The organism is Agromyces chromiiresistens (genome assembly GCF_029167465.1).
Taxonomy (GTDB): domain Bacteria; phylum Actinomycetota; class Actinomycetes; order Actinomycetales; family Microbacteriaceae; genus Agromyces; species Agromyces chromiiresistens.
Genome location: NZ_JARFNL010000003.1, coordinates 120,040 through 139,942, shown reverse-complemented (window position 1 = coordinate 139,942; position 19,903 = coordinate 120,040). Strand labels below are relative to the sequence as shown.

The 19,903-nt window shown below is 70.8% G+C and carries 15 protein-coding genes; 9 read left to right on the top strand and 6 right to left on the bottom strand.

Features of this window, described 5'->3' with window-relative positions; translation table 11 throughout:
• Positions 1–64: 64 nt before the first annotated feature.
• Positions 65–1,699, top strand: coding sequence for a protein kinase family protein (locus tag PX701_RS06555; protein ID WP_275505833.1), 1,635 nt, complete (start codon positions 65–67; stop codon positions 1,697–1,699).
• Here PX701_RS06555 and PX701_RS06550 read toward each other — a convergent pair.
• The 3 genes from PX701_RS06550 to PX701_RS06540 all read right to left on the bottom strand — a co-directional run bounded on the left by PX701_RS06550 (position 1,696) and on the right by PX701_RS06540 (position 6,241).
• Positions 1,696–3,228: a 2-oxo acid dehydrogenase subunit E2 gene (locus PX701_RS06550; protein ID WP_275505832.1), complete on the bottom strand. Its 1,533-nt coding sequence runs from the start codon at positions 3,226–3,228 to the stop codon at positions 1,696–1,698. The genes PX701_RS06555 and PX701_RS06550 overlap by 4 nt on opposite strands.
• A gap of 68 nt (positions 3,229–3,296) precedes the next feature.
• The gene (gene lpdA / locus PX701_RS06545; protein ID WP_231431082.1) at positions 3,297–4,670 is read right to left on the bottom strand and encodes a dihydrolipoyl dehydrogenase; all 1,374 of its coding nucleotides are present in this window, start codon (positions 4,668–4,670) and stop codon (positions 3,297–3,299) included.
• Positions 4,671–4,768: 98 nt separating this feature from the next.
• Positions 4,769–6,241 (bottom strand): leucyl aminopeptidase, encoded by a 1,473-nt coding sequence (locus PX701_RS06540; RefSeq protein WP_275505831.1) that lies wholly within the window; start codon positions 6,239–6,241, stop codon positions 4,769–4,771.
• Positions 6,242–6,330: 89 nt separating this feature from the next.
• On the opposite strand from PX701_RS06540, the gene PX701_RS06535 reads away from it, so the two are divergent.
• The 4 genes from PX701_RS06535 (at position 6,331) to PX701_RS06520 (ending at position 10,868) form a co-directional block, all read left to right on the top strand.
• Positions 6,331–7,257 (top strand): proteasome assembly chaperone family protein, encoded by a 927-nt coding sequence (locus tag PX701_RS06535; protein ID WP_275505830.1) that lies wholly within the window; start codon positions 6,331–6,333, stop codon positions 7,255–7,257.
• A 269-nt stretch (positions 7,258–7,526) separates the two neighbouring features.
• On the top strand, positions 7,527–8,855 hold the full coding sequence (locus PX701_RS06530) for an RNA polymerase sigma factor (protein WP_231431079.1): 1,329 nt from the start codon (positions 7,527–7,529) through the stop codon (positions 8,853–8,855).
• Between the two features lie 118 nt (positions 8,856–8,973).
• On the top strand, positions 8,974–10,134 hold the full coding sequence (locus PX701_RS06525; protein WP_231431078.1) for a Mur ligase family protein: 1,161 nt from the start codon (positions 8,974–8,976) through the stop codon (positions 10,132–10,134).
• A complete protein-coding gene (locus PX701_RS06520) occupies positions 10,131–10,868 on the top strand; it encodes a type 1 glutamine amidotransferase (protein ID WP_231431077.1) in 738 nt (245 codons plus the stop codon). Before PX701_RS06525 ends, PX701_RS06520 begins: the two co-directional genes overlap by 4 nt.
• Positions 10,869–10,949: 81 nt before the next feature.
• Here PX701_RS06520 and PX701_RS06515 read toward each other — a convergent pair whose 3' ends face one another.
• Entirely contained in the window at positions 10,950–11,183 is a 234-nt protein-coding gene (locus PX701_RS06515; RefSeq protein WP_231431076.1) for a DUF7455 domain-containing protein, read from the bottom strand.
• A gap of 146 nt (positions 11,184–11,329) precedes the next feature.
• Between PX701_RS06515 and PX701_RS06510 the strand changes: the two genes are divergently transcribed.
• A complete protein-coding gene (locus tag PX701_RS06510; RefSeq protein WP_231431075.1) occupies positions 11,330–13,408 on the top strand; it encodes a DNA gyrase/topoisomerase IV subunit B in 2,079 nt (692 codons plus the stop codon).
• 163 nt (positions 13,409–13,571) lie between these two features.
• On the opposite strand, the gene PX701_RS06505 is transcribed toward PX701_RS06510, so the two are convergent.
• Entirely contained in the window at positions 13,572–16,046 is a 2,475-nt protein-coding gene (locus tag PX701_RS06505; RefSeq protein WP_231431074.1) for a DNA gyrase/topoisomerase IV subunit A, read from the bottom strand.
• Between the two features lie 75 nt (positions 16,047–16,121).
• Here PX701_RS06505 and PX701_RS06500 point away from each other — a divergent pair, with 75 nt between their 5' ends.
• Positions 16,122–17,270, top strand: a complete 1,149-nt coding sequence (locus PX701_RS06500; RefSeq protein WP_275505829.1) for an alkaline phosphatase family protein — start codon at positions 16,122–16,124, stop codon at positions 17,268–17,270.
• A gap of 70 nt (positions 17,271–17,340) precedes the next feature.
• Here the strand turns inward: PX701_RS06500 and PX701_RS06495 are convergent, their stop codons facing one another.
• Positions 17,341–17,928: a DUF3043 domain-containing protein gene (locus PX701_RS06495; protein ID WP_231431072.1), complete on the bottom strand. Its 588-nt coding sequence runs from the start codon at positions 17,926–17,928 to the stop codon at positions 17,341–17,343.
• A 37-nt stretch (positions 17,929–17,965) separates the two neighbouring features.
• Between PX701_RS06495 and PX701_RS06490 the strand changes: the two genes are divergently transcribed.
• Positions 17,966–19,408, top strand: a complete 1,443-nt coding sequence (locus PX701_RS06490) for a dipeptidase (protein WP_275505828.1) — start codon at positions 17,966–17,968, stop codon at positions 19,406–19,408.
• A gap of 81 nt (positions 19,409–19,489) precedes the next feature.
• Positions 19,490–19,840: an iron-sulfur cluster insertion protein ErpA gene (gene erpA / locus PX701_RS06485; protein ID WP_231431070.1), complete on the top strand. Its 351-nt coding sequence runs from the start codon at positions 19,490–19,492 to the stop codon at positions 19,838–19,840.
• Positions 19,841–19,903: the final 63 nt, after the last annotated feature.

Here is a 19,903-nt window from a genome sequence, read left to right as displayed (position 1 = left end):
GCATCGGGGCATCCGATCCGTCGGCTCGATCGCGTGCGCCACGAGCTCCGTGGAGACTGCCGGGATGAGACGTGAACCGAGAAGCGCGGCCGTGACGGCGGCCACCAGGGCGCAGGGCGCGCCCGTGCCGAGCGACGGCGCCGCGGCAGGTGACGGTCGGGTCGCCGGCTACCGGCTGCTTCGCCGCGTCGCGACCGGGGATCGATCCGAGGTGCACCTCGCGGTCGACGCCGTCGACGGTGCAGGGTCGCCGGCAGGTGCCGACGGTGCGACGGCTCGCAGGCCGGTCGCCGTGAAGGTGTACCGCGATGGGGTCGACGACGATCAGATCGGCACCGAGATCGCGGTGATGGGGGCGGATGCCTCGGGCACGCTGCCGACGCTCGTCGACGTCGCAGTGCTCGATGATCGCCGGCGCGTCCTCGTGCTCGACCGCATCGCCGGGCCGACGCTCGCGCATCTCCTCGGCGAACGGCTGCTCGATCCGGGGGAGGCGACCACGATCCTCGCTCCGCTCGTCGCGGCTGCGGCGGGTCTCGCCGACGCGGGATTCGTGCACACGCGGATGGCGACGAGCGACGTCATGATCGACGAGACCGGGAGGCCGCGTCTCGTCGGCCTCGGGGCCGTGCGTTCGCTCGACGCCGCCGTCGCCGCCGTCGCCCGCACGGAGCTGTTGCGCGAGAGCCACCGGCGACTGGCCGCGCTGATCGAGGAGGTGGCGCGATCGACGCGACAACCGGCAGTGTTCGAGCGCGCGGCTGCGATCGCACGGTCCGGGGCGGAGTCCCGGCCGTTCGCCCGCACCGAAGGCGAGATCGAGCGTGCGCTGTTCGCCGCGGCCACTGCCGCACCCGTGCGAACGAACGTCGGCGCGGCGGCTCGAGGGTCGTTGCCGACGCGGATCGCTCCGTCGACGTCTGAACCGATGATGTCGACGGCGGGCCCGGTCACGTCGCAGGCGACGCGCGAACGGCAACGCCCCGCTGGAAGCCGGGCGCGTGGATGGCGTGCCACGCTCGGCGAGCTCGCGCAGCTGCCGATACCGGCGGTGGAGCCGGTGGCGCGCTCGGCCGACGCCGACCGTGCCGGTGCCGCCCGACGGAGATGGCGGGAACTCATCGCGGGCCGGCGGCGCCCACTGGTGGTCGGTGCCGCCGCCGGCGGAGCGGCGCTCGTGCTGCTGCTCACCCTCGTGCCGCCGTCGGCGGAGGCCGGCGGCGTGGATCGCGAGACGGTCACCGCGACCGACAGTGCGTCGTCCGGCCGAACCGAAGCGCGCCGGGCCGCAGTGCCGACGGGCGGGACCGGCGGCGCTGACGAGGCGCACGGCACCGAGCGGGACTCCGACGGACCGGCCGCCGAGGAGGGAGCCGCCCTCGTCGATCCGGTGGCGGCGGCGGTGGCGCTGATGACGCTCCGGCAGGAGTGCCTGGCCGCGATCGACGCGGGCTGCCTCGACCAGGTCGACCAGCCGGGCTCGGCGCTCGATCGCTCCGACCGGGAGGCACTCGCCCGGGCACGCGAGGGCGAGGTGCCGGAGGTTCCCGGCTTCGCGCTCGACCAACTCTCCGTGAGCGCCGAAATGGGCGACGCCGCGCTGCTCGAGCTCCCGTACGCCGACCCGCAACGCGAACCGGCCTCGCTCCTCGTGATGAGGGGCGAGGCCGGTTGGCGACTGCGGGAACTGTTCGACTAGATGCCGAGGTCGGCCTCGAACGCACCCTCCTCGAGACGGTCCTTGACCGCCGTCAGGAAGCGGGCGGCGTCGGCGCCGTCGATGATGCGGTGGTCGTACGACAGCGCGAGGTACACCATCGAACGCACGGCGATCGCGTCCGCGCCGTCCTGGCTGACCACGACGGGGCGCTTGACGACGACACCCGTGCCGAGGATGGCCGACTGCGGGAGGAAGACGACCGGCGTGTCGAACAGCGCACCACGCGAACCGGTGTTCGTGAGCGTGAACGTGCCGCCGGCGAGCTCGTCGGGCTTCAGCTGGTTGTTGCGGGTCCGCTCGGCGAGATCGGCGATCTGGGCGGCGAGACCTGCGATGTCGAGCTCACCCGCGTTGCGGATGACCGGGGTGAGCAGGCCGCGCTCCGTGTCGACCGCGATGCTCATGTTCTCCTGGGCCGGGTAGACGATGCTGTCGCCGTCGACCGTGGAGTTGATGATCGGGTACGCCTTGAGCGCCTCCGCCGCGGCGAGGCCGAAGAAGGGCAGGAACGACAGCTTGTTGCCGGTCTTCGCGAGGAACTCGCCCTTGACGCGATCACGCAGGCGCGCGATGCGGGTCACGTCCACTTCGACGACGGTGGTGAGCTGCGCGGTCGAGGTCATCGAGACGACGGCGCGCTCGGCGACGACCTTGCGCAGGCGCGTCATCGGAACGGTCGTGCCGCGGAGCGGTGAGGTCTCGAGCGGCTGACGTGCCGGCGCGGCGGCCGCCGCGGCCGGAGCCGTCTGCGCCGAGATGACGTCCTGCTTGCGGATGCGACCGCCGACGCCCGTGCCGGTGACGTTCGCGAGGTCGACGCCCTGCTCGTTCGCGAGCTTGCGGACGATCGGCGTGACGTAGCCCGACGGACCCGCGTGCGCACCGGAGGCGGGAGCAGTGGCCGGTGCAGCGGGTGCAGCCGGCGCGGCAGCGGGAGCAGCAGCCGGCGCGGCAGGTGCGGCAGCGGGAGCAGCGGCCGGTGCGGCCGGAGCCGCAGCCGGAGCAGCAGGCGCCGCAGCGGCAGGCGCCGCTGCCGGGGCGGCCGGCGGAGCCGCCGGAGCAGCGGGCGCTGCCGGAGCGGCGGGCGCCGCAGCCGGCACCTCGGCGGGTGCCGCAGGAGCGGCGGGTGCCGCAGGAGCGGCGGGTGCCGCAGGAGCGGCGGGCTCGGCGACCGGCGGTGCGGGGACCGGCTCGGGTGCGGCGGCGGGAGCCTCGGGCGCGGCGGGAGCCTCGGCCGGCGCGGGAGCGGCCTCGGGCGCCGCAGCGCCCGAACCGTCACCGATCGTGACGAGCGCGGTGCCGACCTCGACGGTCTCGTCCTCTTGGACGAGGATCGCCTCGATGACACCCGCCACGGGCGACGGGATCTCGGTGTCGACCTTGTCGGTCGAGACCTCGAGCAGCGGCTCGTCGACCTCGACACGGTCGCCGACATTCTTCAGCCAGCGGGTGACCGTGCCCTCAGTGACACTCTCGCCGAGTGCCGGGAGGCTGACGGATTCGCTCATGCGCTTGTCTCCTTCACAGCGTGGGAACGCGTTCTAGCTTATTGCAGTCGTGGGGGCGGGCAGCGGACTCAGATGGCGTGCAGCGGCTTGCCGGCGAGCTTGAGCACAGCCTCGCCGAACGCCTCGCCCTGGGTCGGGTGCGCGTGGATGAAGGGGGCGATGTCCTCGGGGTACGCCTCCCAGTTCACGGCGAGCTGCGCCTCGGCGATGAGTTCGCCGACGCGGCCGCCGATCATGTGGACGCCGACGATGGGGCCGTCGTTCACGCGGACGACCTTGATCGATCCGCCGGTGCCGAGGATGCTCGACTTGCCGTTGCCGGCGAGGTTGTAGTCGAACGAGCTGACCTGGTCGGCGCCGAACTTCTCCGCGGCCTTCGCCTCCGTGTAGCCGATCGAGGCGACCTCGGGCTCGCAGTAGGTGATCTTCGGGATGTTGACGTCCTCGACGATGATCGGGCTGAGGCCCGCGATCTCCTCCGCGACGAAGATGCCCTGCTGGTAGCTGCGGTGCGCGAGCTGCAGGCCGGGCACGATGTCGCCCGCGGCGTACACGCCGGGAACGCTCGTCTGGAGGCGCTCGTCGGTGATGACGAAGCCGCGGTCGATCGTGATGCCGGCCTCTTCGTAGCCGAGGTTCTGCGTCACGGGGCCGCGTCCGACGGCGACGAGCAGCAGGTCGGCCTCGTAGGTCGTGCCGTTCTCGAGCGTGACGACGACGCCCTGGTCGTTCTGCGTGACGCTCTGGAATCGGATGCCGAGCGAGAAGTCGATGCCGCGCTTGCGGAACGCGCGCTCGAGCTGCTTCGAGACCGACTCCTCTTCATTCGGGACGAGGTGGGGGAGCGCCTCGATGATGGTCACCTCGGCGCCGAACGAGCGCCAGACGCTCGCGAACTCGACGCCGATGACGCCGCCGCCGAGCACGGCGACCTTGTTCGGCACGAAGTCGAGCTCGAGCGCCTGCTCGCTCGTGATGACGCGGCCGCCGATCTCGAGACCGGGCAGCGAGCGCGAGTACGAGCCGGTTGCGAGCAGCACGTTCTTGCCGACGTAGCGGTCGTCGCCGACCTGGACGGTGTTCGCGGAGACGAGGCGGCCCTCACCCTCGACGACGAGGATGCCGCGCGCCTTGAGGAGACCCTGGAGGCCCTTCCACTTGCTCGAGACGATGCCCTCGCGGTAGGCGGTGACGCCGCCCATGTCGATGCCCTCGAACGCGGCCTTCACGCCGTACTTCGCGGACTCCTTCGAGACCTCGGCGACCTCGGCCGCGTGCAGGAGCGCCTTCGTGGGGATGCATCCGCGGTGCAGACACGTGCCGCCGAGCTTGTCTTTCTCGATCACCACGGCGGTGAGGCCGAGTTCGACGGCGCGGATCGCTGCGGCATAGCCCGCGCTGCCCCCGCCGAGGACGACAATGTCAAAGTTCTGCTCGGACAACCGCAATCTCCCTTGCGCACCTGATCTGCGACACGGACTGCCACGGGCGTGTCGCCCAGGCAGGCGTTCGGGCGACGTTCTCGCCCTGAACGACCTTACTACTTGGCGGAGAGCTCCTCGCCCAGACGGACGAGGGTGCGCACGGCCGCCCCGGTCGCTCCCGTCCCGGTGAAGCCCCAGCCCGCGCCGGAGTTGTGCGAAGGGCCGGCGATGTCGAGGTGCGCCCAGGGAATCCGCTCCTCGGTGCCCTCGCGCGTGCCGACGAACTCCTGCAGGAAGACGCCGGCGAGCAGCATGCCGGGCACGGTCTGGCCGAGCTTCGTGTTGGTGAGGTCGGCGACGTCGGACTTCAGCATCGGCATGAGGTCCTTGGGCAGCGGCATCGGCCAGACGGCCTCGTCGACGTGGTCCGCCGCGGACCGGACGCGTGCCACGAGCTCGTCCTCGCCGAGCAGGCCGGAGATGCGCCCGCCGAGCGCGACCATCTGCGCACCGGTGAGGGTCGCGACGTCGACGATCGCGTCGGGCTGCTCCTCGCTCGCGGCCACGAGGCCGTCGGCGAGCACGAGCCGCCCCTCGGCGTCGGTGTTGAGCACCTCGACGGTCTTGCCGCCGCGGATGCGGAGCACGTCGTTGGGCCGGGTCGCGGTACCCGAGGGCAGGTTCTCGGCGAGGCACAGCCAGCCGGTCACGCGGATGGGCAGTCCGAGCTCGGCGAACGCGATCATCGCGGAGAGCACGGCGGCGGCGCCGGCCATGTCGGTCTTCATGCCCACCATGGAGAGCATCGGCTTCAGCGAGAGGCCGCCCGAATCGAACGTGATGCCCTTGCCCACGAGCGCGAGGTGGGCGGATGCCTCGGCCGGAGCCCATTCGAGGCGCACGAGGCGCGGCCCGCGGCTGGAGCCCTGGCCGACGCCGAGGATCCCGCCGAAGCCGTCGGCGGCGAGCGCCCGCTCGTCCCAGACCGTCGCCGTCACGCCGACCTCGGCGGCCGCGGCGACGGCGAGCTCGGCGAAGCTCGCCGGGAAGAGCTCCGAGGGCGACGTGTTCACAAGGTCCTTCGTGCGTGCCACGGCGGCGACGACGGAGCGGAGCCGGTCGAGTCCCACCGCCTCGGCGCCGAGTTCGGAGTGCAGGTCGATGCGCGTGACCCGCGGCTTCGCCTCGCTGCGGTACTCGTCGAAGGCGTAGGCGCCGAGCGCGGCGCCCTCGAGCAGTGCGGCGACGGCGTCGGCGTCGCCAAGCGCGACTGCGACGGCCACCGATTCGGCCTTGCCGAGGCGACGCACGGCGGCACCCGCGGCGAGGCGCAGGCTCGAGGCATCCGCTCGGTCGCCCACCCCGGCCACCGCGACGACGCGCGGCCCGCCGTCGGCGCCCGGGAGCCGGGTCAGCTCCTCCGCCGCGCCGGTCGCGCCGAGCGCGACGATCTGCGGGCGCACCCAGTCGAAGCCCTCGGGCGCGAGGAGCTCGACGCCGTCGGCCCCCTGCCTGGCGACGAGGAGCACGACGTCGGCGTCGGCGGAGGCGGCGGGGGAGTCGATCACGGAGAGCGCGGGAACGGTCATGGCTCCAGATGTTACGTGTTCGCTCTGGGCATGCACGGCGCGGCTCCGTCGGCGGCGGGTCGCCGGCACCGCGTCAGTAGGCTGGAAACATGCGCGATCCACGTTCCCTGTACGAGCTGAACGTCGACGTGTCGGTGCCGCCGGGGCTCCCGCTCGTCGCCGGGCTCACCGGCTTCGCCGACGCCGGCGGGGCGGTCGCGCAGACGACCGAGTACCTGCGCGAGACGCTCGAGACGACATCGATCGCGACCTTCGACGTCGACGAGCTCCTCGACTACCGTGCTCGGCGACCGATCATGCTCTTCGAGGGCGACCACTTCACCGAGTACACGCCTCCGCGGCTCGAGCTCGAGCTCGCGCGCGACGAGCTCGGCCGGCCCTTCCTGCTGCTCACCGGCTTCGAACCCGATTTCAAGTGGGAGTGGTTCACGGCGGCCGTGCTGCAGCTCATCGACGAACTGCAGGTGGCGTCGACGACCTGGGTGAACTCGATTCCGATGCCGGTGCCGCACACGCGCCCGATCCGCGTGACCGTGAGCGGCAACCGGGACGAGCTCATCGACACGATGTCCGTCTGGCGTCCGACGACCCAGGTGCCGGGCAACGCGCTGCACCTCGTCGAGTACCGGCTCGTCGAGCTCGGGCATCCGACGACGGGCTTCGTGCTGCTCATCCCGCACTACCTCGCGGACACCGAGTATCCGTCGGCCGCGATCGCCGCCCTCGAGGCGATCAGTGCCGCGACGGGTCGCATCTTCCCGACCGACGCGCTCCGCGAGCAGGGGCGCGACTTCATCGCACGAATCGACGAGCAGGTCGCCGAGAACGGCGAGCTCGCGAAGCTCGTGGGCACCCTCGAGGGGCGGCATGACGCCTACATGGAGGGCACGACCCTGCGATCCCCGCTCACCGACGAGGACGGCGAACTGCCGAGCGCCGACGAGATCGCGGCAGAGCTCGAGAAGTTCCTGGCCTTCCGTCGGTCGCGCGACGACGAACCCCCGCGAGGCGCCTGAACGCGAGGACCGTCCGATCCGGGGAATGGCGGGTGGCCCGCCGACGTTGTCTGTGGATGTGCGGCGGGGCGTCGGGCGTGCGCGTCGATCGTTCAGGACCTGTATAATTAAGGCAGGACCCGTTCGGGTTCGCGGGCACGATCGAGACCGTGCCATCCACGCGGACTTGACATGGGTCCTCATAGTGTCCGAAAACGACCGGACCGAATGCACGAGCCGCGCCTTCCGAGAGGGCACACGCCGCGCGACGGTAGGAGAGGTTCAAACGTATGGCAACGACGAAGGCGAAGGCCGAGGCCGAGGCTGAGAAGCCGGCCGCGAAGCGCCAGACCGCCGCGAAGTCGACTGCGAGCAAGGCGCCTGCGAAGGCGCCCGCCGCGAAGGCGGCTGCGAAGACCACGACGGCGTCGAAGACGCCTCGCACGAGCACGGCCAAGAGCGCCGCGAAGCCCCGCACCAAGGCGAAGGGCAAGGCCGCCGACGACGAAGAGGACGACGAGGTCGACCCCGCCGACCTCGAGGTGGTCGAGACCGACGCCGCCGAGGGGGCCCACGACGAGGCGACCGACGAGGACGACGACGCGAAGCCCGTCGCCATCGAACCGCACCCGACGGGTGCGCTCGTGCTGCGCGCCTCCGACGACGAAGACGAGGTGCCGGTCTACTCGTCCACCATCACGGGCGCGACGGCCGACCCGGTCAAGGACTACCTCAAGCAGATCGGCAAGGTCGCGCTCCTGAACGCGGCCGAAGAGGTCGAGCTCGCGATGCGCATCGAGGCGGGACTCTTCGCCGAGGAGAAGCTGTCGCAGATGAGCGACACCGAGAAGCGGTCGCAGCTCGGTCGCGAGCTGCAGTGGGTCGCGAAGGACGGCCAGCGCGCCAAGAGCCACCTGCTCGGCGCCAACCTGCGTCTGGTCGTCTCGCTCGCGAAGCGCTACACGGGTCGAGGCATGCAGTTCCTCGACCTCATCCAGGAGGGCAATCTCGGTCTCATCCGCGCGGTCGAGAAGTTCGACTACACCAAGGGCTTCAAGTTCTCGACCTACGCCACGTGGTGGATCCGCCAGGCGATCACGCGCGCGATGGCCGACCAGGCCCGCACCATCCGCATTCCCGTGCACATGGTCGAGGTCATCAACAAGCTCGCCCGCGTGCAGCGCCAGATGCTGCAGGACCTCGGGCGCGAGCCCACGCCCGAAGAGCTGAGCCGCGAACTCGACATGACCCCCGAGAAGGTCATCGAGGTGCAGAAGTACGGCCGCGAGCCGATCTCGCTGCACACGCCGCTCGGTGAGGACGGCGACAGCGAGTTCGGCGACCTGATCGAGGACACCGAGGCGGTCGTGCCGGCCGACGCCGTGGGCTTCACGATGCTGCAGAAGCAGCTCGAGTCGCTCCTCGACTCCCTGAGCGAGCGCGAGGCGGGCGTCATCCGGATGCGCTTCGGCCTCGGCGACGGCATGCCGAAGACCCTCGACCAGATCGGCGACACGTTCGGCGTGACCCGCGAGCGCATCCGCCAGATCGAGTCGAAGACGATGGCGAAGCTCCGCCACCCCTCGCGGTCGCAGTCGCTGCGCGACTACCTCGAGTAGGCCGCCGGTGCGCGCTGGATCCCTGCGTTATGGGCCGGCGATCCTCGTCGGCAGACTCACCAGATTCGCCGCCCGGCTGCGCAAGCCGGGCGGCGGCTCTGCCGTTCCCGGTCTGGTCGTGAACCGGATCGCGCCGAACTACTTGAAGCGCACCCTGTCGGGTTTCCCGCAGGGGCTCGTCGTGGTCTCCGGATCGGCGGGCAAGTCGACGACGACGAAGATGCTCGTCGCGATCCTCCGCGAGCACGGCGTCGACGTGTTCACCAACCCGTCGACCGCGAACATCAGCCAGGGGCTGACCTCGGCGCTGCTCGAGCAGGCCGACTGGCGGGGCCGGGTGCCGGGCGAGGTCGCCGTCCTCGAGATGGACGAGGGCCACGGCGCGCTCGTCATGCAGGGCGTCGATGCGCGCGTCGTCTGCCTGACGAACGTGATGGTCGACCAGATCGACCGGTTCCACGACTCCGAGATGGTCGCGGGCATGCTCGGCCGGATCGCCGCCCGGGCGGGGGAGTCGGTCGTCGTGAACGCCGACGACGCCTACCTCGAGCGGCTCGCCGAGAAGGTCGGGCCGGATGTCTCGGTGCGACGCTTCGGCGTCTCGCAATCGGTCCTCGACGCGGCGCCGCGGGGGCTCGGCTACACCGAGACGTCGACGACGCGTCTCGACCCCGCCGCAGGAGTCGTGATCGACTCGGTCGAGGGTCGCACGACCACGCTCCTCGACGAAGGTCGTCGGGTCGTCGCCGGGCTGCCGGCACGCGGAACGCATTACGCGGTCGACGCCGCGGCAGCGTACTCGACGGCGAAGGCCGTTCTCGGCGAACGCTTCTCGGGCGAGACCGCGGCGCGAGCGCTCGACGCGATCCCCGCCGTGTTCGGCCGGGGCGAGCGAGTGACCGTGCGAGGACAGGAGGTCGAGTTCGTGCTCGTGCAGAACCCTGCGAGCTACCAGCTCAACGTGGACAGCATCGAACCCGGCACGAGCGACATCCTCTTCGCGATCGGGTCCGACGTCCGTGATCCGTCGTACTTCTGGCCGGCGGACGCGTCGTCGCTCCGACGGGTTGCGATCGTCAGCGGATCGAAGGCGGCAGAGGCCGCGCTCATGCTCGCCTACGACGGCGTCGGCATCGATCGCATCGAGCCCGACCTGGCGCGCGCGCTCGACGACTTCCTCGCTGCACCCGCGCCGACCGCCGGCGTGAAGACGATCGTCTTCTCGGCCGACTCGATGCGCCGCACGAGGGCGCACCTCGGATTGACGGGTACCGAATGAGCTTCACGATCGTCTCGCTGCTGCCGACGCTGCAGAACACCAACGGGGACGCGCAGAACGCGCAGGTGCTCGCGATGCGCGCGCGGTGGGCGGGCCTGGAGGCCGACGTCCGTGCCGTCGACGACGCCGCCGTGCTGCCCGACCGCGTCGACGCGGTCGTGCTCGGCTCCGGCAGCGACGCCTCGCTCGAGGCGAGCCGCGAACGGCTCCTCGGACTCCACGACGAACTCCGGCGGTGGGGCACCGAGGGCGTACCGATCCTCGGCGTCGGCACCGGCTGGGAGTTGCTCAGCTGGGGGATCGAGACCGGGGACGGTCGCAGCATCGAGGGACTCGGCATCCTCCCGGGGCGGGCCGTGCCGCGTGCCGAGCGCGTCACGGGCGACCTCGTCGTGCGCTCACCCGCGTTCGGCATGCTCGTCGGCTTCGAGAACCATGCGCGCGACTACATCGGGGCCGAGGGCTCGCCCCTCGGCCGCGTGCTCGCGGGTGGCGGCAACGGCCGCGACTCCGGACAGGAGGGCGTGGTCATGGGCTCGGTGTTCGGCACCCACCTGCACGGCCCCGTGCTCGCGAAGAACCCGGCCTTCGCCGATCGCCTGCTGACGATCATGGCCGAGCGCGCGGGGGTCGACTACACGCCCGGGGGGCGCTCCGAGGAGGTCGACGGCTACGCGGCCGCGGCACGCTCGGTGCAAGCACGCGCCGCCGGCGTCGAGGCGCCCGACGCTTGAGCGTTCGGCGGCCGCCACCGCCCCGCAACGAAGCAACGCCCCGGTCCTGCCGGGGCGTTGCTCGTGTCGTGCGTCAGGTCGTCAGTTGCGGTCGTCGGCGAGGAGGCGATCGCTCTCGTCGTGCCAGCTCTGTGCGATCTGCGAGAGCTTCTCCTGGTGCTTGCGGCCGTGGTGGGCGCAGAACAGCAGTTCGCCGCTCGCAACGACGACGCGGATGTAGGCCTGGGCGCCGCAGGCGTCGCAGCGGTCGAGCGCCGTGAGCTCGTAGGGGGTCTCGACTTCGACCGCACCGGTGGTTTCGGTGTACTGGGTCATGGCTCCTCCTCCGTCGCTCATGCTCGATCTTCCGTTCATCAATGAAAACACGCGGAGCAGCGGGGGACTTCCGTTCCGCCGGGCATTTCGCTCAGCGCGTAGCGCCTGCACTCCGGTGTCGGCCGCGCTCACTAGGCTTGTTCGACGTGAGCTCCGACTATTCCGCCCGCCATCTCTCCGTCCTCGAGGGGCTCGAGGCGGTGCGCAAGCGCCCCGGCATGTACATCGGCTCGACCGACTCGCGCGGGCTCATGCACTGCCTCTGGGAGATCATCGACAACTCGGTCGATGAGGCGCTCGCCGGTCACGGCACCGAGATCGGCGTCCTGCTCCACCCCGACGGCAGCGTGGAGGTGCGCGACCGGGCACGAGGCATCCCCGTCGACGTCGAACCCAAGACGGGGCTCACCGGCGTCGAGGTCGTCTTCACCAAGCTGCACGCCGGCGGCAAGTTCGGGTCGGGGTCGTACGCGGCCTCGGGCGGCCTGCACGGCGTCGGCGCTTCGGTCGTGAACGCCCTGAGCGAGCGACTCGATGTCGAGGTCGACCGCGACGGCAAGACGTACGCGATGTCCTTCCACCGCGGTGAGCCGGGCGTCTTCGCCGATTCGGGTTCGCCCTCGCCCGAAGCGCCGTTCACCCCCTTCGAGAAGCAGAGCGAGCTGCGCGTGGTGGGCAAGGTCGCCAAGGGCGTGACCGGCACGCGCATCCGGTACTGGGCCGACCGCCAGATCTTCACGAAGGGCGCCGAGTTCCAGACCGACGAGCTGCTCGGCCGGGCACGGCAGACGGCGTTCCTCGTGCCGGGACTCGCGATCGACGTCACCGACGAGCGCGGCGAGACGCCGCACACCACGTCCTTCCAGTTCGAGGGCGGCATCTCAGAGTTCGTCGAGCACCTCTCGCCCGACTCGCCCATCACCGACATCTGGCGCCTGACCGGCTCCGGTCACTTCACCGAGACCGTGCCCGTCCTGAGCGAGACGGGGGCGATGGTGCCGACCGAGCTCTCCCGCGAGTGCGAGGTCGACATCGCACTGCGCTGGGGCACGGGCTACGAGACCGTCATGCGTTCGTTCGTGAACATCATCGCCACGCCGAAGGGCGGCACGCACCAGGCCGGATTCGATCAGGGCCTGCTGAAGTTCCTGCGGCAGCAGGTCGAGCAGAACGCACGCCGGCTCAAGGCGGGCAACGACAAGCTCGAGAAGGACGACGTGCTCGCCGGTCTCACCGCCGTGATCACGGTGCGCCTTCCCGAGCCGCAGTTCGAGGGCCAGACGAAAGAGGTGCTCGGCACGCCCGCCGTGCGCAGCATCGTCTCGAACGTGCTCACGAAGGAGCTGAAGGAGCGCTTCGCGTCGACGAAGCGCGACGACAAGACGCAGTCGGCGCTGCTGCTCGACAAGGTCGTCGCCGAGATGAAGTCGCGCATCTCCGCACGCGCCCACAAGGAGACGCAGCGGCGCAAGAACGCGCTCGAGAGCTCGTCGCTGCCGGCCAAGCTCGTCGACTGCCGCTCCAACGACGTCGCCCACTCGGAGCTCTTCATCGTCGAGGGCGACTCGGCGCTCGGCACCGCGAAGCTCGCGCGCGACAGCGAGCACCAGGCGCTGTTGCCCATCCGAGGCAAGATCCTGAACGTGCAGAAGGCGAGCGTGGCCGACATGCTCGGCAACGCCGAGTGCGCGTCGATCATCCAGGTGATCGGCGCCGGCTCGGGACGCAGCTTCGATCTCTCGCAGGCCCGCTACGGCAAGGTCATCCTGATGGCCGACGCCGACGTCGACGGCGCGCACATCCGCACGCTGCTGCTCACGCTCTTCTTCCGCTACATGCGCCCGATGATCGAAGAGGGTCGTGTGTTCGCCGCGGTGCCGCCGCTGCACCGGGTGGTGGTGATGAACCCCGGCTCGAAGCCCAACGAGACGATCTACACGTACTCCGAAGCGGAGCTCGCCGGCGTGCTCGCCGGGCTCGACAAGCAGAAGAAGCGCTACCAGGACCCGATCCAGCGCTACAAGGGACTCGGTGAGATGGACGCTGATCAGCTCGCCACCACGACGATGGACCGTCGGCACCGCACGCTGCGACGGGTGGGCATCGGCGACGCCGAGAACGCGGGTCGTGTGTTCGAGCTCCTCATGGGCAACGACGTCGCGCCGCGCAAGGAATTCATCATCGAGAGCTCCGACGCCCTCGAGCGGGACCGCATCGACGCCTGATCGTCCGTCCCGACCCGCCTCCGGTCAACGCCGGAGGCGGGGTGTCGTGCGATCGCCGGCGCATCGGTGTCGACCAGCGCCGAACACGCCGTGACCGACTCGCCGGGTCACCCCGGCGGCGCGAATCGGATCGGCCGGGACGGCCGACCGCTGACCTCGGCGATCAGCCGATCCGCCGGCCGACCGCGCCGATGACCGCGCCGAGCGCCTGCCCCGAGGCATCCCGTTTCGCACCGGAATCGGGCAGGTCGCGCGACGAGCCGTCCGTGCCGACGGCCAAGGCGGGCGAAACGCCGACCCACGCGAGGTGCAGTGCGTCCTCGCCCTTGAGGAACCGCTGCGCGCGCACACCGCCCGTCGCCCGGCCCTTCGCGGGGAACTCGCCGAAGTCGCTCACCTTCGCGCTGCCGGGGTCGGTGCCGAGCAAGGTGTCGCTCGAAGCGGCGACAGTGACGACGACGGTCGCTTCGGCGGAGACCGCGGGCACGCTCGTGAAGTGGATGACGTGCGCACCACTGCCGAGGTTGATGCCGGCCATGCCGCCGGCAGGGCAGCCCTGCGGGCGCACCGACGCAGCCGGGAACCGCAGCAGTTGCGCATCGGAAGCCACGAACACGAGTTCGTCGGTCTCGTCGCCCTGCACGGCGCCGACGACCTCGTCGCCCGCCTTGAGCCCGATCACCTCGAACTCGGGCTTGCTCGGATAGGCCCCCGTCGCGACGCGCTTGACGACGCCCTGCTTCGTGCCGAGCGCGATCGAGCGGTCGGCGTCGAGCGAGACGATGGCGAGGACGCGCTCGTCGCGGTTCGGCAGGGCGAGGTAGTCGCCGATCTTCACGCCGGCGCCGAGCTGCACCGAGGTCGGCGGCAGCATCGGCAGGTCGACCGGCGTGAACCGGATGAGGCGGCCGAGGCTCGTCACCGCGCCGATCTCGGAACGGCTCGTCGTGTCGAGCGACGAACGGATCGCGTCGTGCTTGCTGCGCCGGGCAGGCGGGGAGATCGACGGGGGGCCGTCGGGACCCTCGGGAAGGTCCACGCGGGCGATGCGCCCCGTCGCCGAGAGGAAGACGCGGCACGGCACGTCGGCCACCTCGAGGACGGCTGCGGCGCGCTTGGCGGCAGCTCCCGCGATCGACGGCCGGGCATCGGTGAGGAGCGTGCGGCGAGGGGTGCCGAACCGCTCGGCGACCTCGGCGAGCTCGTCGGAGACGAGCGCCTCGATGCGGTGGCGGCTCGCGAGCAGCGTCTCGAGCTCCTCGATCTCGGCGCGGAGCCGGTCGCGCTCGGCCTCGAGCTCGATGCGGGAGAACTTCGTGAGCCGGCGCAGCTGCAGCTCGAGGATGTACTCGGCCTGCACCTGGCTGAGGTCGAACACCTCCATCAGGCGGGTGCGAGCAGCCGCGGTGTCGTCGCTCGAGCGGATGACCTGGATGACCTCGTCGATGTCGAGGATCGCGATGAGCAGGCCGTCGACGAGGTGCAGGCGCTCACGGCGACGTGCCAGCCGGTACTCCGACCGCCGGGTGACGACCGCGATGCGGTGGCCGACGTACACCTGCAGGAGTTCGCGGAGGCCGAGCGTCTGGGGCCCGCCGTCGACGAGTGCGACGTTGTTGATGTTGAACGAGTCCTCGAGGGGCGTGAGCCGGTAGAGCTGTTCGAGCACCGCATCGGGGCTGAAGCCGGTCTTGATGCCGATGACGAGTCGCAGGCCGTTCGCCCGGTCGGTGAGATCGGTGACGTCGGAGATGCCGTTGATCTTCTTGGCGTTCACGCCGTCTTTGATCTTCTCGATGACCTTCTCGGGGCCGACGAGATAGGGGAGCTCGGTGACGACGAGCCCCGTCTTGCGCGCCGTCAGCTGCTCGACCGAGACCTTCGCACGGGTCTTGAAGCTGCCGCGGCCGGTCGCATACGCGTCTTTGATGCCGGAGAGGCCGACGATGGTGCCGCCGGTCGGCAGGTCGGGGCCCGGCACGAACTCCATGAGCTCGTCGAGCGTCGCGTTCGGATGCGCGATGAGATGACGCGCCGCGCCGACGACCTCGATCAGGTTGTGCGGCGCCATGTTCGTCGCCATGCCGACGGCGATGCCGCTGGCGCCGTTCACGAGCAGGTTCGGGTACGCGCTCGGCAGCACCTCGGGCTGCGTGAGCTGGTTGTCGTAGTTCGGCACGAAGTCGACGACGTCCTCGTCGAGTCCCTCGGCCATCGCGAGCGCGGGGGAGGCGAGCCGGGCCTCGGTGTACCGCGGGGCCGCGGGGCCGTCGTCGAGCGAACCGAAGTTGCCGTGGCCGTCGACGAGCGGCACCCGGAGCGTGAACGGCTGCGCCATGCGCACGAGCGCGTCGTAGATCGCCGTATCACCGTGCGGGTGGAGCTTGCCCATCACCTCGCCGACCACTCGGGCCGACTTCACGTGGCCCTTGTCGGGCCGGAGGCCCATCTCGGTCATCTGGTAGATGATGCGACGCTGCACGGGCTTGAGTCCGTCACGGGCGTCGGGAAGCGCGCGCGAGTAGATCACCGAGTAGGCGTACTCGAGGAACGAGCCCTGCATCTCGGTGGCGACGTCGACGTCTTCGATGCGCTCGACGATCGGGTCGTCGGCTGGCTGCGATTTGGCTCGGGTCATCCGTGTTCTCTGTGCCGTGCGTGCCGAGCACGCGGTGGAACGGGGGCGCGCCCTGCCTATGCCAGACTGGGCGCGATGTCTGCCATGCTACCGGTGCCCGCCGACACGCCTCCGCACCTCACCGAGGTGCTCGAGAGTTGCCTCGCGAGCCTCTCGGGCGAGGCGAACCCGCTGGGCTTCCCGGCGTCGCGCAGCGCGGTGGTGCTGCTCGTCGACGGGCTCGGCGCCGCGAACCTCCGGGGCCGCGCCGGTCACGCCCGCTTCCTCGCATCGCGGTTCGGCAAGCGGGATGTCGCGCGCACCGTCTTCCCGTCGACGACGGCGGCGGCGCTCGCGAGCCTCACGACGGCTGCGCGTCCCGGCGAGCACGGCCTCGTCGGCTACCGCACGCTCGACGGGGCGAACGATCGCCTCGTGAACCAGCTGAACGGCTGGGACGACCGGATGCGACCGGAGACCTGGCAACGACGGGGCACGGTCTTCGAGGCGGCAGGGGAGCGAGGGGTCGACGCCGTCGCGATCGGCGCACCCCGGTACGTCGACTCGGGATTCACGCGCGCAGTGCTGCGCGGAGCCCGTTACGTGGCCGGCGCGTCGATCTCCGATCGCTTCTCCGCTGCGCTCGACGTGCTCTCGTCCGGCGAACCGGCGCTCGTCTACCTCTACGTGCCCGAACTCGACCAGGCCGCGCACGCGCACGGCTGGGAGTCCGACCGCTGGCTCGGGCTCCTCGAACAGCTCGACGCCGAGGCGGCGTCGTTCGAGAAGCGGATGCCTCGTGGCACGGGCCTCGTCGTCACGGCGGACCACGGCGTGGTCGACGTTCCCGCGCACCGGCACGTGTTCGTGGACGCCAGGCCGGCGCTCGTCGACGGCGTACGGCACGTCGGCGGCGAGCCGCGCTGCCTGCAGCTCTACTTCGAACCCGGCCTCGACGAACCCGAGCGTGCGTCGGTCGTCGCAGCGTGGCGTGAAGCGGAGTCGCGCCGGGCATGGGTCATGACCCGCGCCGAGGCGATCGGGGCGCGGCTCTTCGGCCACGTCGACCCCGTGGTCGCACCGCGCATCGGCGACCTGCTGGTCGCGGCGCGGGCCGGCATCGCCTACTACGACGCCCGACTCGCCGACCGGCAGGCCGAGAAGATGATCGGGCAGCACGGTTCGCTCACCGACGAGGAGATGCGCGTGCCGTTCATCAGGCTCGGGGCGTTCGCACGGGGGTGAGACGACGACGGCCCGGCACGAGGCATCCCTCGACCGGGCCGTGACGGAGTCGATCGGCGCTGAACCGTGCTCAGGCCGGGTACTGGCGGCGCTTCACCTGAGGCTTCGGAAGACGGAGCGCACGCAGCTGGAGGGCGCGCATCGCCGCGTACCAGCGCACGCGCTCGACCTTTCCCTCGCCGAACTTCGCCGTGAGCTTCCGCTGCAGCGTGAAGCCCAGGATGACGACGTCGACGAGCGCGATCAGGAAGAACGCCCACAGCAGCATGATGCTCGCCGCCTGGATCTCGGCGCTCGGGATGAACGTCAGCACGATCACGGCGAACATGACGGGGATGAGCACCTCGCCGACGCTGAAGCGTGCGTCGACGTAGTCGCGCACGTACTTCTTCTGCGGGCCGCGGTCGCGGGCGGGCAGGTACTTCTCGTCGCCCATCGCCATGCCGACGCGGGCCTTCTCGCGCGCATCGGCCGCCTTCGCGCGGGCCTGCTTCGCCGCCTCCTTGCGGTCGTTCGGAACGAGCGGGCGCTTGTTCGCGGCCTCGCGCTCGGCGCGCGTCGGGGTGGGGGCGCCCTTGCCGCCCTGCTTCAGGCGCGCCTGGGTCTCTTCGAGCGACTCGGCGCTCGGCTGATCGGTGCTGTTGGGGTGCTTTGCCACGGGATCCCTCGAATCGGTTCCCCTTAAGATTACCGGCATGACCGACTCTCTCCTCACCGCTGCGGGATCCGCGGCGACCACCCCGAAGGCCGACGAATTGCGGGCGGCCGTCGAGGCGGGCTTCCCGTCGACGATCGCCGACCTCACCTGTCTCGTGAAGATCCCGTCGGTGTCGTGGCCGGCCTTCGACCCGGCGCACGTGCACGCGAGCGCCGAAGCCGTCGCCGAACTCGTCCGCGGGCTCGGCGTCTTCGACCTCGTGGATGTCCGCCGCGCCCCGGTCGCCGGCGCCGAGGACGATGCCGAGCCGCAGCTCGGCGCGCCCGCCGTGATCGCGCACCGTGCCGCGCGCAACGGCCGCCCGACGGTGCTCCTCTACGCTCACCATGACGTCCAGCCCCCCGGCAAGGACGAGGACTGGGACTCCGCGCCGTTCGAGCCGACCCTCCGCGGCGACCGGCTGTACGGCCGCGGTGCGGCCGACGACAAGGCCGGCATCATGGCGCACGTCGCTTCGATCCGCGCCCTCACCGAGGCGCTCGGCCCCGACCTCGACCTCGGCATCGCCGTCTTCATCGAGGGCGAGGAGGAGTACCTCTCGCAGTCGTTCGGCAACTTCCTGCGCGAACACCGCGAGCTCCTCGCCGCCGATGCGATCATCGTCGCCGACTCCGGCAACTGGGACCTCGAGACGCCCGCGATCACCGTCGCGCTGCGCGGAGCCGTCGCGTTCAACCTGCGCATCGACACGCTGGGCCATGCCTCGCACTCGGGCATGTTCGGCGGGGCGGTGCCCGACGCGATGTTCGCCGCCATCCGGCTGCTCGACACACTGTGGGACGCAGACGGCGCCGTCGCGGTCGAGGGGCTGACGTCGGCCGACTTCGAGACGCCCGAGTACGACGAGGCGCAGCTGCGCGCCGAGACGGGACTGCTCGACGGGGTCGAACCCGTCGGTCGCGACTCGATCCTCTCGCGCATCTGGGCGAAGCCCTCGATCACGATCACCGGCATCGACGCCCCCGACATCGCGAACGCCTCGAACACGCTCGTGCCCGGTGTGAAGGTCCGGGTGAGCGCGCGCGTCGCGCCGGGGCAGGACGCAAGGGAGGCGTACGAGGCCATCCGCACGCACCTCGAGGCGAACGCACCGTTCGGCGCGAGACTCACCTTCGACGACGTCGACACTGGGCAGCCGTTCCTCGTCGACACGACCGGCTGGGCCGTGGCGGAGACTCGCGCCGCGATGGCCGAGGCCTGGGGGCGCGAGCCCGTCGAGATGGGCGTCGGCGGCTCGATCCCGTTCATCGCCGAGCTCGTCGACGAGTTCCCCGCCGCCCAGATCCTCGTCACCGGAGTCGAGGACCCCGACTCGCGCGCGCACAGTCCGAACGAGTCGCTGCACCTCGGCGTCTTCCGGCGCTCGGTGCTGGCCGAGACGCTGTTCCTCGCGCGACTGGACGCCCGCACGACGGAATGATGACGACTCACAGCCGTCGCGGTGCTCACGACGGTTACCATGGAACGAGGATTCCGCGTTCCTGACGCATCGAGGAGAGACATGAGCGACACGATCACCGAGACCACGCACGGCGTGAAGCTGAGCGACCCCGCCGCCGACAAGGTGCGCAGCCTCCTCGAGCAGGAGGGCCGCGACGACCTGCGCCTGCGGGTCGCGGTGCAGCCCGGCGGCTGCTCCGGCCTCATCTACCAGCTCTACTTCGACGAGCGCCTGCTCGACGGCGACGCCGTCGTCGACTTCGACGGCGTCGAGGTCGTGGTCGACAAGATGAGCGTGCCGTACCTCGACGGCGCGGCGATCGACTTCGAGGACACCATCCAGAAGCAGGGGTTCACGATCGACAACCCGAACGCGCAGGGCAGCTGCGCGTGCGGCGACTCGTTCCACTGAGCGCTACCGCATCTTCCTGAGAGGGGGCCGCATCTTGCGGCCCCCTTTCGTGCATTTGGGCCG

Coding starts and splice junctions, on each gene's coding strand:
- PX701_RS06530 (WP_231431079.1), top strand. CDS start 7,527: ATGGCAACGACGAAGGCGAAGGCCGAGGCCGAGGCTGAGAAGCCGGCC.
- PX701_RS06520 (WP_231431077.1), top strand. CDS start 10,131: ATGAGCTTCACGATCGTCTCGCTGCTGCCGACGCTGCAGAACACCAAC.
- PX701_RS06500 (WP_275505829.1), top strand. CDS start 16,122: ATGTCTGCCATGCTACCGGTGCCCGCCGACACGCCTCCGCACCTCACC.
- PX701_RS06515 (WP_231431076.1), bottom strand. CDS start 11,183: ATGACCCAGTACACCGAAACCACCGGTGCGGTCGAAGTCGAGACCCCC.
- PX701_RS06535 (WP_275505830.1), top strand. CDS start 6,331: ATGCGCGATCCACGTTCCCTGTACGAGCTGAACGTCGACGTGTCGGTG.
- PX701_RS06555 (WP_275505833.1), top strand. CDS start 65: ATGAGACGTGAACCGAGAAGCGCGGCCGTGACGGCGGCCACCAGGGCG.
- PX701_RS06550 (WP_275505832.1), bottom strand. CDS start 3,228: ATGAGCGAATCCGTCAGCCTCCCGGCACTCGGCGAGAGTGTCACTGAG.
- PX701_RS06540 (WP_275505831.1), bottom strand. CDS start 6,241: ATGACCGTTCCCGCGCTCTCCGTGATCGACTCCCCCGCCGCCTCCGCC.
- PX701_RS06490 (WP_275505828.1), top strand. CDS start 17,966: ATGACCGACTCTCTCCTCACCGCTGCGGGATCCGCGGCGACCACCCCG.
- erpA (WP_231431070.1), top strand. CDS start 19,490: ATGAGCGACACGATCACCGAGACCACGCACGGCGTGAAGCTGAGCGAC.
- PX701_RS06505 (WP_231431074.1), bottom strand. CDS start 16,046: ATGACCCGAGCCAAATCGCAGCCAGCCGACGACCCGATCGTCGAGCGC.